General features: G+C 56.3%; 12 protein-coding genes and 2 tRNA genes. 12 read left to right on the plus strand and 2 right to left on the minus strand.

All coding sequences use genetic code 11. The features are described from left to right. Nucleotides 1-5: 5 nt before the first annotated feature. Both GWQ27_RS11895 and yhbY read right to left on the minus strand, forming a co-directional pair. Entirely contained in the window at nt 6-599 is a 594-nt protein-coding gene (locus GWQ27_RS11895) for a PilZ domain-containing protein (RefSeq protein ID WP_087755050.1), read from the minus strand. A 104-nt stretch (nt 600-703) separates the two neighbouring features. Next, nucleotides 704-1,000, minus strand: a complete 297-nt coding sequence (gene yhbY, locus GWQ27_RS11900; RefSeq protein WP_005298134.1) for a ribosome assembly RNA-binding protein YhbY — start codon at nt 998-1,000, stop codon at nt 704-706. A 97-nt stretch (nt 1,001-1,097) separates the two neighbouring features. Between yhbY and rlmE the strand changes: the two genes are divergently transcribed. The 12 genes from rlmE (at nt 1,098) to rbfA (ending at nt 12,816) form a co-directional block, all read left to right on the plus strand. Then, on the plus strand, nt 1,098-1,727 hold the full coding sequence (rlmE, locus tag GWQ27_RS11905) for a 23S rRNA (uridine(2552)-2'-O)-methyltransferase RlmE (RefSeq protein ID WP_005317545.1): 630 nt from the start codon (nt 1,098-1,100) through the stop codon (nt 1,725-1,727). A gap of 45 nt (nt 1,728-1,772) precedes the next feature. Further along, complete coding sequence (ftsH, locus tag GWQ27_RS11910) at nt 1,773-3,722, plus strand: ATP-dependent zinc metalloprotease FtsH (protein ID WP_005317541.1); 1,950 nt, start codon at nt 1,773-1,775, stop codon at nt 3,720-3,722. Nucleotides 3,723-3,784: 62 nt separating this feature from the next. Further along, nucleotides 3,785-4,630, plus strand: a complete 846-nt coding sequence (gene folP, locus GWQ27_RS11915; RefSeq protein WP_275907447.1) for a dihydropteroate synthase — start codon at nt 3,785-3,787, stop codon at nt 4,628-4,630. Between the two features lie 16 nt (nt 4,631-4,646). Further along, complete coding sequence (gene glmM / locus GWQ27_RS11920; RefSeq protein WP_005317535.1) at nt 4,647-5,981, plus strand: phosphoglucosamine mutase; 1,335 nt, start codon at nt 4,647-4,649, stop codon at nt 5,979-5,981. Between the two features lie 131 nt (nt 5,982-6,112). Then, entirely contained in the window at nt 6,113-6,877 is a 765-nt protein-coding gene (gene tpiA / locus GWQ27_RS11925; protein ID WP_219597678.1) for a triose-phosphate isomerase, read from the plus strand. Beyond that, nucleotides 6,878-7,204 carry a preprotein translocase subunit SecG gene (gene secG, locus GWQ27_RS11930; protein ID WP_021138145.1) on the plus strand — a complete coding sequence of 109 codons (327 nt, stop codon included), beginning with the start codon at nt 6,878-6,880 and terminating at the stop codon, nt 7,202-7,204. It abuts the gene before it with no gap. 9 nt (nt 7,205-7,213) lie between these two features. Then, a tRNA-Leu gene (locus GWQ27_RS11935) sits at nt 7,214-7,298 on the plus strand. Between the two features lie 92 nt (nt 7,299-7,390). Next, nucleotides 7,391-7,467: transfer RNA gene (locus tag GWQ27_RS11940), tRNA-Met, on the plus strand. A gap of 166 nt (nt 7,468-7,633) precedes the next feature. After that, on the plus strand, nt 7,634-8,092 hold the full coding sequence (rimP, locus tag GWQ27_RS11945) for a ribosome maturation factor RimP (protein WP_005317527.1): 459 nt from the start codon (nt 7,634-7,636) through the stop codon (nt 8,090-8,092). A 14-nt stretch (nt 8,093-8,106) separates the two neighbouring features. Continuing rightward, entirely contained in the window at nt 8,107-9,609 is a 1,503-nt protein-coding gene (gene nusA, locus GWQ27_RS11950) for a transcription termination factor NusA (RefSeq protein ID WP_005317524.1), read from the plus strand. Nucleotides 9,610-9,629: 20 nt separating this feature from the next. After that, on the plus strand, nt 9,630-12,326 hold the full coding sequence (gene infB / locus GWQ27_RS11955) for a translation initiation factor IF-2 (RefSeq protein WP_099994130.1): 2,697 nt from the start codon (nt 9,630-9,632) through the stop codon (nt 12,324-12,326). A gap of 55 nt (nt 12,327-12,381) precedes the next feature. Continuing rightward, nucleotides 12,382-12,816, plus strand: coding sequence for a 30S ribosome-binding factor RbfA (rbfA, locus tag GWQ27_RS11960; protein ID WP_005317518.1), 435 nt, complete (start codon nt 12,382-12,384; stop codon nt 12,814-12,816). Nucleotide 12,817 lies beyond the last annotated feature (1 nt).

The following is a 12,817-nucleotide window of genomic DNA, read 5'->3' on the forward strand; positions in this document are numbered from 1 at the left end:
TGTATTTAGCGGGGTTGGTAAGCCTGGGTGAACGCATCCTGATGGCGCTGGAACATCCAGCTTCGCAGTCGTTCCAAGTCCGGCTTGGCCATCTGGAAGTGGAGTGCCCAGCCCTGTACGCCATTGCGCTGATGGATATGCCTGACCAGCTCGGCGCAGAGGGGGAGCGGGGCCAGTTCATGAATGAGCAGGGTACCGCTGAGAGTGGTGCCGACGGTCAGTTTGGTCGGCAAGCCTTCCACGACAAGCCCATCCAGCGACAGACTGTGTACCAGATATTCGGTTTCGGCCACCTTGAAGCGGGCCTTTTCATCCAGGCGCCAGGCGCGCAGATGGGGGTAACCCAGCTCCTTGATGACGGGCGCGGCGATGCGTGGTTCGACAAAGCCATCGTCTCCCTGAGTGAAGCGCAGCGGAAAGCGGAGTTGATGCCCGGCAAAGCGGGCTTCGAGTACCAGCTGATCGGCGCGTTGCAACAGCCCGAGCAAGGGAGTGGCGAGATAACCGCTCAGGGATTGTCCGGCGGCCATCTCCTGATCGCTCCCCAAGTCCCGTAGCATGGCCAGTTCATCTTCGGTGAGAATCTGATGGTGATCCATAGCGGGTATCCAAGAGTATTCATCGCAGGTTAAGGGCCTGGCGACTACTTTGGCAAGCGACTTGGGAAGAAGGGAAATGAAGGAAAGAGCGAGGCTCTTTCCTGTTACTTGCGGGGCAGCTGGATTTTCGGCTCGTTGGCCTGACGGTAGATAGTCAGCACGTGGCCGATACTCTGTACCTTGACCGCGCCGGTTTCACGGACAATTGCATCCATAACCAGTTGTTTCATCTCACGATCTTCAGACGCAACCTTAACCTTGATCAGCTCGTGGTGGTTCAGCGCCAGATCGATCTCGGCCAGTACACCTTCGGTCAGGCCATGTTGACCCAAGAGGACAACGGGCTTCAGACTGTGGGCAAGGCCCTTGAGGTACTGTTTCTGTTTATTGTTGAGAATCATGGCAATTTCTTCATAAGTCAGGGTTGAAAGGGGCGTATTCTACCCCCACTTAGCCCTTAATACTAATAACCCTTGTGGTTTTTTAAAGTCGATAATCATGACCCAGAAAAAACGTTCCCCCAGCTCAACCCGCTGGTTAAAAGAACATTTCGACGATCAATACGTCAAAAAAGCCCAGAAATTGGGGCTGCGTTCCCGCGCTGTTTTCAAAATTGATGAAATTCAGGGCAAGGACAAATTGCTTCGCACCGGCATGACGGTCGTGGATCTGGGGGCAGCCCCAGGTGGCTGGTCCCAGTTCGCCGTTGAGCAGGTGGGTGACAATGGGCGAGTCATCGCCTGTGATATTTTGCCGATGGATCCCATTGCCGGTGTCGATTTCCTGCAAGGGGACTTTCGGGAGGAGACTGTACTCGGCGCTTTGCTGGACCGGGTTGGTCCGGACAAAGTGGACGTGGTCATGTCTGATATGGCGCCCAATATGAGTGGCACCCAACAGGTGGATCAGGCCCGCGCCATGTACTTGATCGAGCTCGCGCTCGACATGTGCAATCAAGTGTTACGCACTAATGGCAGCTTCGTGGTGAAGGTATTCCAGGGAGAGGGGTTCGATGCCTATCTCAATGAAATTCGTAAGCTTTTCTCTGCTGTCAAGATTCGTAAACCAGACTCGTCTCGTGCTCGTTCACGAGAAGTCTACATTGTGGCTACCGGTTTTAAACTGTAGTACCCTAACCTTCATCGTTAACTGTCAGTCTGCGAGGTCATTGATTTGAGTGACATGGCGAAAAACCTAATCCTGTGGCTGGTCATCGCCGTCGTGTTGATGTCGGTGTTCAATAGCTTCAGCCCCAGCGATACCACCAGTCGCCAGCTGGACTATTCCAGCTTCGTTAAAGAAGTGACCCAAGAGCAGATCCGTGAAGTGCGGATGGATGGCAAGGTCATTAATGGCGTCAAGCGCACTGGTGAACGTTTCACCACCATCATACCGGCGCCGGATCCCCAGCTGCTCAACGACATGCTCAATCACAATGTCAAAGTGATGGGTGAGAAGCCGGAAGAGCCGTCTTTGCTGACCTCTATCTTCATCTCCTGGTTCCCGATGCTGCTGCTGATCGGTGTCTGGGTCTTCTTCATGCGTCAGATGCAGGGCGGCGGCGGCAAGGGTGCCATGTCGTTTGGCAAGAGCAAGGCTCGCCTGATGAGCGAAGATCAGATCAAGACCACTTTTGCTGACGTCGCAGGCTGCGATGAAGCCAAAGATGAGGTGAAAGAGCTGGTCGACTATCTGCGCGACCCGAGCAAGTTCCAGAAACTGGGTGGCAAGATCCCGACCGGCGTACTGTTGGTAGGTCCTCCCGGTACCGGTAAGACCCTTTTGGCCAAGGCCATAGCGGGCGAGGCCAAGGTGCCTTTCTTCACCATATCGGGTTCTGATTTCGTCGAAATGTTTGTGGGTGTCGGTGCCTCCCGGGTACGTGACATGTTTGAACAGGCCAAGAAGTCGTCCCCCTGCATCATCTTCATCGATGAAATCGATGCGGTCGGTCGCCAGCGTGGCGCGGGTCTTGGCGGTGGTCACGATGAGCGCGAGCAAACCCTGAACCAGATGCTGGTCGAGATGGATGGTTTTGAAGGCAATGAAGGCGTCATCGTCATCGCTGCCACCAACCGTCCTGACGTACTGGATCCGGCCTTGCTGCGTCCGGGTCGTTTCGACCGTCAGGTTGTGGTCGGTCTGCCGGATGTGCGTGGTCGCGAGCAGATCCTGAAAGTGCACATGCGCAAGGTGCCATTGGCAGATGATGTCAATGCAGCCGTGATTGCACGTGGTACTCCGGGTTTCTCCGGTGCTGATCTCGCCAACCTGGTCAACGAAGCTGCGCTCTTCTCTGCCCGTGAGAGCCGCCGTGTGGTTTCCATGGCCGAGTTCGAGAAGGCGAAGGACAAGATCATGATGGGGGCGGAACGCCGTTCCATGGTGATGAAGGAGTCCGAGAAGGAAATGACGGCTTACCATGAGGCGGGTCACGCCATCATAGGTCGTCTTGTGCCGGATCATGACCCTGTCTACAAGGTTTCCATCATACCGCGCGGTCGTGCGCTGGGTGTGACCATGTACCTGCCCGAGCAGGATCGCTGGAGCCACTCCAAGCAGCACCTGGAGTCCATGATCTCCAGCCTGTACGGTGGTCGTCTGGCGGAAGAGCTGATCTACGGTGCCGAAAAGGTATCTACCGGTGCGTCCAACGACATCGAGCGTGCGACCGACATCGCCCGCAAGATGGTGACCCAATGGGGCATGTCCGAGCGTCTCGGCCCTATGCTCTATGCAGAAGAAGACGGCGAAGTGTTCCTCGGTCGCAGCATGGCCAAGGCCAAGCACATGTCCGACGACACCGCGCGAGTCATTGATGCAGAGGTCAAGCAGGTTATCGATCGCAATTACGCCCGCTCCAAGCAGATCTTGCTGGACAACATGGACGTATTGCACACCATGAAAGATGCGCTGATGAAGTACGAAACCATCGACGCCAAGCAGATCGACGATCTGATGGCCCGTCGCGAGGTGCGTGCTCCGAGCAACTGGCATGATGAGCACAGCGATACCCCGTCAGGTGGTGCTACTGTCGCAGAGGATGCCAAACCGGCTGTGACCGAGGTTGAGCAGGTGGCTGATGTCGATATCGACAAGGCCAATGATCTCCCGGCCAAATAAATTGTAATGATGCAAACCCCGGGCTGGTCCCGGGGTTTTTCTTTGTGCAAATGGAAGTGAAGATGCAGCTAATCAGCAAAGGGCTCAGCCTCTCCCTCGAACGCCCCCATGTCATGGGGATCCTCAATGTCACCCCAGACTCCTTCTCCGATGGCGGTCATTTCAATCAGATTGAACGGGCGATGGTCCATGCGCGTCAGATGGTCTCTGACGGGGCAACACTTATCGATATTGGTGGCGAGTCGACCCGTCCTGGCGCCCCTGACGTGAGCGAACAGGAAGAGCTGGACAGGGTGATCCCCGTGGTCGAACGGCTGGTCGCCGAGCTGGATGTGATGATATCCCTCGATACCTCCAAGGCTGCCGTGATGCGCGAAGGTTGCAAGGCGGGAGCCCATCTCATCAATGATGTCAGGGCGCTGCTTGAGCCCGGCGCCCTGGCGGTTGCCGCAGAAGCTGACGTACCAGTGTGTCTGATGCACATGCAAGGCCAGCCGAGAACCATGCAGGCGGAACCCCATTATGATGACCTGCTGGGGGAGGTGAGGGCTTTCTTCGATGAGCGTATTGCCGCCTGTCTGGCAGCCGGGATCCAGCGCCAGCAGTTGTTGCTGGACCCGGGCTACGGCTTTGGCAAGACGCTGGCACACAACTATCAACTACTGGCACAGCAGAGCAAGTTGCTCGATTACCAGCTTCCGCTCTTGGTCGGGATGTCGCGAAAGTCTATGATAGGCCACCTGCTTGGCCGACCGGTTGATGATCGGTTGGCCGGCAGCCTGGCCTGCGCGCTGATCGGGATGCAACATGGCGCCCGGATCATCCGGGTGCACGATGTGCGAGAGACCATGGATGCCCTGCGCGCTGGCTGGATGGTAATGACGGGACAAGATTTCATATCCAAATAAAAAACGAGAACAGATAATGGCAAGAAAGTATTTCGGCACCGATGGTGTCCGCGGCAAGGTTGGCGAATTTCCGATCACCCCTGATTTCGTGATGAAGCTGGGTTGGGCAGCAGGCAAGGTGCTCTCCAAGAAGGGCACCAAGAAGGTGCTGATCGGCAAAGATACCCGCATCTCTGGCTACATGCTGGAATCAGCGCTGGAAGCCGGCCTCTCTGCTGCCGGCCTCAAGGCTATTCTGATGGGCCCCATGCCCACCCCGGCCGTTGCCTACCTGACCCGCACCTTCCGTGCCGAGGCCGGTATCGTAATCAGCGCCTCACACAATCCCTTCTATGACAACGGCATCAAGTTTTTCTCCGCTGACGGTACCAAGTTGCCGGATGATGTGGAAATGGCTATCGAGGCCGAGCTGGATCACGAGATCAAGTGTGTCGAGTCCGCCGATTTGGGCAAAGCCGTGCGTATCGAGGATGCTGCTGGCCGCTATATCGAGTTCTGCAAGAGCACCTTCCCATCCAACCTGAGTCTGGAAGGGTTGAAAATGGTGGTCGACTGCGGCAATGGCGCAACCTACCACATAGCTCCTTCCGTCTTCCGCGAGCTGGGCGCCGAGGTGATTGCCATCGGCTGCAGCCCGGATGGTCTCAACATCAACGACGGGGTCGGTTCTACCGCTCCCGACGCGCTGGCGGCCAAGGTGCTGGAGTGCAAGGCAGACCTGGGCGTGGCATTCGATGGTGACGGCGATCGTCTGGTCATGGTTGATCACACCGGTTACATCATCGACGGCGACGAGATCCTTTACATCATTGCCCGCGATGCCCTGCGCAACGGCCGTCTCAAAGGCGGTGTGGTCGGTACTCTGATGGCCAACATGGGGCTGGAGCTGGCGTTGCAGACCCTGGGGATCCCGTTTGCCCGGGCCAAAGTGGGTGACCGCTATGTGCTGGAGATGATGAATGAGAAGGGCTGGCGTATCGGGGGTGAAAACTCAGGTCACATCATCTGCCTGGATCAGACCACGACAGGGGATGGCATAGTCGCCGCCCTGCAGGTGCTGATGGCCATCTGCACCGCCGAGATGCCGCTGGCCAAGCTGCGCTCCGGCATGAGCAAGTTCCCGCAGGTGCTGGTGAACGTCCGTTTCGCCGAGGGCAAGGATCCGCTGGCGGCTGACGCCGTCAACCAGGAAGTCGCCAAGGTGGAACAGGAGCTGGCCGGCCGTGGTCGCGTATTGCTGCGTAAATCCGGCACCGAACCCCTGATCCGGGTCATGGTGGAAGGTGAACATGAGCAACAGGTGCGCGACATGGCCCAGCGCATTGCACAACAGGTTGAATCGGCGTTTTAATGAACAAAAAGGGCGGCTTTTTAGCCGCCCTGGTTGTATCTTGTTCAAACGATTCGAAAATTCAAAAATAGCACTTGTCAGCTGACAATCCTCTGGATATTATCAGCCCCGCTTTCGCAAGGGAGTTGCCGATGGGACATCGCAAGCCGTTTGTAGCAGCCAACTGGAAGTTACACGGCAGTAGGTCGCAGTTAGAGCAGTTTACTGGCCAATGCCTGAAAGGTATTGATGAGCAAGTAGATGTGGTCTTGTGTCCATCCCATGTGCATCTCGACTTCGCCGCCGCACTGCTCAACGAGCAAAAGGCAATGAAGTTGGGGGCTCAGAATGTGAGTCAGCACCGACAAGGCGCTTATACGGGTGAAGTCTCGTGTGAGATGCTGGTTGAGGCCGGGTGTCGTTACGTACTGGTAGGGCACTCCGAGCGCAGGCGTCTCTTTGGTGAGACCAGCTTTATCGTCGCAGAGAAGTTTGCGGCAGCCAGAGCGGCAGGCTTGATCCCCATCCTCTGTTTGGGTGAGTCAGGTGCAGCGAGGCAAGCGAGAAGAGCCTTCGAGGTGATTGCTGAAGAGTTGGACATCGTCATAGAGAAAAATGGCGCGATGGCTTTCGATAATGCTATCATCGCCTACGAGCCGATTTGGGCTGTAGGTACAGGTAAATGCGCCACACCCGAGCAGGCACAAGAGGTTCATTCCTTTATACGCGGTCGCTTGGCGGAGGATACTCCGGTAATAGGTGAGAAAGTTAGAATCATCTATGGTGGGAGCGTGACACCGACCAATGCGAGAGATTTGTTTGCCCAGCCCGACGTTGACGGCGGCCTGATTGGTGGAGCAAGCCTCGATGACAAGACGTTTTTAGGAATTGTTGAAGCGGCAAAGGGTGCAAGTTAAATGTACGAAATTCTTTTAGTCGTTTATCTGCTGGTTTCACTGGCTCTGATTGGTCTGGTGATGATTCAGCAAGGTAAAGGGGCTGACATGGGCGCCTCCTTCGGCGCAGGGGCATCGAATACCGTATTCGGCTCCGGTGGTTCAGGCAGTTTCCTGACCCGAACAACAGCAGTTTTGGCTACTCTGTTCTTTCTGATTAGTTTGGTGCTTGGCTCTATGTCCAGCCACAAGGTAAAACAGGGTAGTGAATGGGAAAATTTGCAACAAACCGAACAGGTTGAGCAGACCAAAGCGCCAGTAAACAAAGATACTGACGTTCCCCAATAAGTGAGTTTTGCCGTGGTGGTGGAATTGGTAGACACGCTATCTTGAGGGGGTAGTGCTCTAGGGTGTGCGGGTTCGAGTCCCGCCCACGGCACCAATTAAGCAGTGAACTCGGGTAACCGAGTGTATTATAGTCACTCAGTCTTGTATGAAGAGAATGAACTGGCTATAATCTCGCACGATTTCGGACGCGGGGTGGAGCAGCATGGTAGCTCGTCGGGCTCATAACCCGAAGGTCGTCGGTTCAAATCCGGCCCCCGCAACCAAATTTCACGCATTTCCTACGCTCAGGAAGGCGGTCGCTGCGAGGCGACAATCAGGGTAAAGCGCCAAGCCCCGATTTGACATCGGGGCTTTTTGTTATGTGCGATTTACTCTGAATCGATATCTATCTGGGCTTTATGCCCTTTTTTTGTTTTTCGGAGGGTGACTTTGGCTACGTTGGAACAACGTTTGACCGATCTGCTCGAGGCTCCGGTCGTTGCCTTGGGTTTTGAACTTTGGGGTATTGAGTTTATCCGCGCGGGTAACCACTCCACTTTGCGTGTCTTTATCGACGGCGAGAATGGTGTGACTGTCGAAAACTGTGCTGAAGTCAGCCATCAGGTTGGCGCCATCATGGATGTCGAAGATCCCATCACAGAAGAATACTTCCTGGAAGTATCCTCCCCTGGTCTGGATCGTCCGCTGTTCAAGGTTGCCCAGTTCGAAAAATACGTTGGCCAAGAGGCGGCAGTGCAGCTGCGGATGGCAACAAATAACCGCCGCAAGTTCAAAGGCGTAATCAAAGCTGTGCAAGGCGACATGATCACCCTGACAGTAGATGGTAAGGACGACGTGTTGGCTTTCACCAATATCCAAAAAGCGAACATAGTGCCGAACTTTGGTTAACGAGGCTATCGGATATGAATAAAGAGATTTTGCTGGTCGTTGACGCTGTATCCAACGAGAAGGCGGTACCCCGCGAGAAGATTTTCCAGGCTCTGGAGACTGCGCTGGCGACTGCGACCAAGAAAAAATATGAAGGCGAGATTGAAGTTCGGGTTGAAATCGATCGCAAGACCGGTGACTACGAAACCTATCGTCGCTGGGTTGTTGTGGCCGATCAGGCTGCAATGGAGAACCCGTACGGTGAAATCACCCTCGAAGCCGCTCAGATCGAGCAGCCCGAGATCCAGCTCGGTGACTATGTAGAAGATCAGATTGATTCTGTTACCTTCGACCGTATCACCACCCAGACCGCCAAGCAGGTTATCGTGCAGAAAGTGCGCGAAGCCGAGCGTTCCCAAGTCGTTGACCAGTTCAAGGACAAGGAAGGCACCATCATCAGCGGTGTGGTCAAGAAGAGCAATCGTGACAACGTGATTCTGGATCTGGGCAGCAATGCCGAGGCCGTGATCTTCCGTGACGACATGCTGCCGCGCGAGACCTTCCGTCCGGGCGACCGTATTCGTGGTCTGCTCTACGCCGTGCGTCCAGAAGCCCGTGGTTCCCAGCTGTTCGTCAGCCGCTCCAGCCCGGACTTCCTGAAAGAGCTGTTCCGCATCGAAGTACCGGAAATCGGTGAAGAGATGATCGAAATCATGGGCGCCGCCCGTGACCCGGGCTCCCGCGCCAAGATCTCCGTCAAGACCAACGATCGTCGTATCGACCCGATCGGTGCCTGTATCGGTATGCGTGGTGCTCGTGTGCAAGCTGTCTCTGCCGAGCTGAGCGGTGAGCGTGCCGACATAGTGTTGTACGATGACAACCCCGCACAATACGTGATCAATGCCATGGCGCCGGCCGATGTGGCCTCCATCATAGTGGATGAAGACAACCACACCATGGATATCGCCGTGGAAGCCGCCAACTTGGCCCAGGCCATCGGTCGCAACGGTCAGAACGTGCGTCTGGCTTCCCAGCTGACCGGTTGGGAGCTGAACGTCATGACCGTCGAGGACATGCGCTCCAAGCACCAGGCCGAGAACGATCGCATCCTGACCCTGTTCACCAGCGCCCTGGACATCGACGACGATTTCGCCGGTCTGCTGATGGAAGAAGGCTTCTCGACTCTGGAAGAGATCGCCTTCGTACCCGTCAATGAGCTGCTGGCCATCGACGGTCTGGACGAAGACATGGTGGAAGAGCTGCGCAAGCGTGCCAAGGATGTCCTGACCACCAAGGCCCTGGCCAAAGAAGAATCCTTGGACGGCGTAGAGCCTTCCGAAGACCTGCTCAATCTGGCTGGCCTCGGTCGCGACATGGCATATGCCCTGGCCGCGCGTGGTGTCGGCACCCTGGAAGATTTGGCAGAGCAAGGTATCGACGACCTTGCCGACATTGAAGAGCTGACCGCTGAGAAAGCCGGTGAGCTGATTATGGCTGCTCGCAATATCTGTTGGTTCGGAGAAGAGCAGTCTGAATAAGATCAAACGGAGGAAAATGAATGGCAGAAGTATCAGTCAAACAACTTGCCACTGACATCGACACGCCGGTTGATCGTCTTCTCCAGCAGTTTGTCGATGCCGGTATCAGCAAGAGCAAGGCCGACGACCTCGTCAGCGAGTCTGAAAAACAGACTCTGCTGGCCCACTTGAAAAAACAGCATGGAGGTGACGAGATCACCGCACCAGCCCGCATGACTTTGCAGCGCAAGACCAAGAGCACCATCAGTGTTCAGGGGACTGGCGGCAAGAACAAGGAAGTGCAGGTTGAAGTGCGCAAGACTCGCACCTATGTAAAACGCTCGGCGCTGGAAGATGAACAGCGCCAGGCGGAAGCCGAGGAAACAGCGCGTTTGGAAGCAGAAGAAAAAGCTCGTAGCGAGGCCGAGAACAAGGTTCGTCTCGATGCTGAAGAGAAGGCTCGCCGTGAGGCTGAGCAGGCTCGTCGTGAAGCTGAGGAAAAGGCGCGGATCGAGGCACAATCAAAGGCTCGACAGGCTCCACAGCCCGCCAAAGCAGCCAGTAGCACAGCTCAGCAAGAGGCAGAAAAGATGGCCAAGCGCGAAGCAGAAGAACTGAAGCGCCAACAGGAACAAACAGCTTTGCAAAAAGCAGAAGAACTCGCCGCCAAGAAAGCCGAAGAGGCTCGTCTCATGGCGGAACAGAACGGCCCTCGCTGGGCTGAAGAAGAAGCTGCTCGCGCCAAAGAGAGCAGTGACTATCATCTGACCACCAACAAGCATGCGCAAGCCGCAGAAGACGAGTTGGACCGGAAGGAAGAGACCAGTCGTCGCACGGCTGCTGCAGCGGTCAAGGCCCCGAAAAAGGCCGGTCGTCGTGAAGACGATCGCGACTCCCGCAACCCGCGTGCCCGCAAAGGCAAGCGCGGCAAGATGGCCATGCCCAACGCCATGAAGCACGGCTTCAACAAGCCCGCAGCTGTGGTTAACCGTGACGTTGTCATCGGCGAAACCATCACTGTAGCCGAACTGGCCAACAAGATGGCCGTCAAGGGTGTTGAAGTCATCAAGGCGATGATGAAGATGGGCGCCATGGCCACCATCAACCAGGTGATCGATCAGGAGACAGCTCAGCTGGTCGCCGAAGAGATGGGTCACAAGGTGGTGTTGCGCCGTGAGAACGAACTGGAAGAGGCGGTACTGTCCGATCGTGACGAGACCTCCGAAGCCAAGTCCCGTGCTCCTGTCGTGACCATCATGGGCCACGTCGACCACGGCAAGACCTCGCTGCTCGACTACATCCGTAAAGCCAAGGTCGCTGCTGGCGAAGCCGGTGGTATTACCCAGCACATCGGTGCTTACCACGTCGAAACAGACAGTGGCATGATCACCTTCCTGGATACTCCGGGTCACGCTGCGTTTACCTCCATGCGTGCTCGTGGTGCCAAGTCGACCGATATCGTCGTTCTGGTTGTTGCTGCCGATGACGGCGTCATGCCGCAGACCATCGAAGCCATCCAGCACGCCAAGGCGGCTGAAGTACCCATCGTGGTTGCGGTCAACAAGATCGACAAGCCTGAAGCGGATCCGGATCGCGTCAAGACCGAGCTGGCCCGTTACAACGTCATGTCAGAAGACTGGGGTGGCGATAGCCAGTTCGTCCATGTTTCTGCCAAGTCAGGCGAAGGTATCGACGATCTGCTGGAAGCCATCCTGATCCAGTCCGAAGTGCTGGAACTGAAAGCGGTAGTCGATGGCATGGCCAGCGGCGTCGTGATCGAGTCCTTCCTGGACAAAGGTCGTGGTCCGGTTGCCACAGTGCTGGTACAAGAAGGTACTCTGCGTCAGGGCGACATCGTACTGTGTGGTCTGGAATACGGTCGTATTCGTGCCATGCGTGACGAACTGGGTCGCGAGATCAAGGAAGCGGGTCCGTCCCTGCCGGTCGAAATCCTGGGTCTGTCCGGGGTGCCGTCTGCCGGTGACGAAGCCACTGTTGTACGTGACGAGAAGAAAGCCCGTGAAGTGGCGCTCTATCGTCAGGGCAAGTTCCGCGACGTCAAGCTGGCTCGCCAGCAGAAGGCCAAGCTGGAAAACATGTTCGCCAACATGACCGAGGGCGAAGTGTCCGAAGTGAACGTGGTGATCAAGGCCGACGTACAGGGTTCGGTGCAAGCCATTTGCGATGCGCTGGTCCAGCTCTCTACCGACGAAGTCAAAGTCAAGATCGTGGGCTCGGGTGTTGGTGGCATCACCGAAACCGACGCCACTCTGGCTGCGGCTTCCAGCGCCATCCTGGTGGGCTTCAACGTCCGTGCCGACGCTTCTGCGCGCAAGGTCATCGAATCCGAGAGCCTGGATCTGCGTTATTACTCCGTCATCTATGATTTGATCGACGAAGTGAAGCAGGCCATGAGCGGCAAGCTGGCTCCTGAGTATCGTCAGGAAATCATCGGTCTGGCTGAAGTGCGTAGCGTCTTCAAGTCACCCAAGTTTGGCGCCGTTGCCGGCTGTATGGTTACCGAAGGTGTGGTCAAGCGTTCCAACCGTATCCGTGTTCTGCGTGACAACGTGGTTATCTATGAAGGCGAGCTGGAATCCCTGCGTCGCTTCAAGGATGACGTCAACGAAGTCCGCAACGGTTACGAGTGTGGTATCGCGGTCAAGAACTACAACGACGTACGCGAAGGCGACCAGATCGAAGTTTACGAGACCATTGAAATTCAACGGACTCTGTAAGCCGACAGTTAGACAAAATAGGGGGCTGCGGCCCCCTTTTATCGCAGGATAGAATATGGCCAGAGAATTCAGCCGGACCAACAGGGTCGGCCAGCAGATCCAGCGCGAAATCGCGCTGATCTTGCAGCGTGAGGTCAAGGACCCGCGCATCGGCATGGTAACCGTCTCGGACGTGGAAGTGTCCAAGGACCTCAACTATGCCAAGGTTTATGTCACCTTCTTGCAGCTGGATATCGATGCCGAGCGCATCGCGGAAGGGCTCAAGGGCCTGACCGAAGCGGCCGGCTACATCCGCAGCCTGCTTGGCAGCGCCATGCGCCTGCGGGTGGTGCCCGAGCTGCGCTTCTACTACGACCAGACCCTGGTCGAGGGGATGCGCATCTCCAACCTGGTGTCCAACACAGTGCGTGACGACAAGCGTCGCATGGCCGAAGCCGGCCGTGAAGAAGACGAAGCCGCACCGGATGATACAACTGAGGATAAAGCCTGAG

The sequence above is a fragment of the Aeromonas sp. 5HA1 genome (assembly GCF_029237245.1).
Classification (GTDB): Bacteria; Pseudomonadota; Gammaproteobacteria; order Enterobacterales; family Aeromonadaceae; genus Aeromonas; species Aeromonas salmonicida.

Bases quoted from the DNA above. Each gene is read 5' to 3' on its own strand.
- rbfA (WP_005317518.1), top strand. From the start codon at position 12,382: ATGGCCAGAGAATTCAGCCGGACCAACAGGGTCGGCCAGCAGATCCAG.
- GWQ27_RS11895 (WP_087755050.1), bottom strand. From the start codon at position 599: ATGGATCACCATCAGATTCTCACCGAAGATGAACTGGCCATGCTACGG.
- yhbY (WP_005298134.1), bottom strand. From the start codon at position 1,000: ATGATTCTCAACAATAAACAGAAACAGTACCTCAAGGGCCTTGCCCAC.
- glmM (WP_005317535.1), top strand. From the start codon at position 4,647: ATGGCAAGAAAGTATTTCGGCACCGATGGTGTCCGCGGCAAGGTTGGC.
- rlmE (WP_005317545.1), top strand. From the start codon at position 1,098: ATGACCCAGAAAAAACGTTCCCCCAGCTCAACCCGCTGGTTAAAAGAA.
- tpiA (WP_219597678.1), top strand. From the start codon at position 6,113: ATGGGACATCGCAAGCCGTTTGTAGCAGCCAACTGGAAGTTACACGGC.
- secG (WP_021138145.1), top strand. From the start codon at position 6,878: ATGTACGAAATTCTTTTAGTCGTTTATCTGCTGGTTTCACTGGCTCTG.
- nusA (WP_005317524.1), top strand. From the start codon at position 8,107: ATGAATAAAGAGATTTTGCTGGTCGTTGACGCTGTATCCAACGAGAAG.
- infB (WP_099994130.1), top strand. From the start codon at position 9,630: ATGGCAGAAGTATCAGTCAAACAACTTGCCACTGACATCGACACGCCG.
- folP (WP_275907447.1), top strand. From the start codon at position 3,785: ATGCAGCTAATCAGCAAAGGGCTCAGCCTCTCCCTCGAACGCCCCCAT.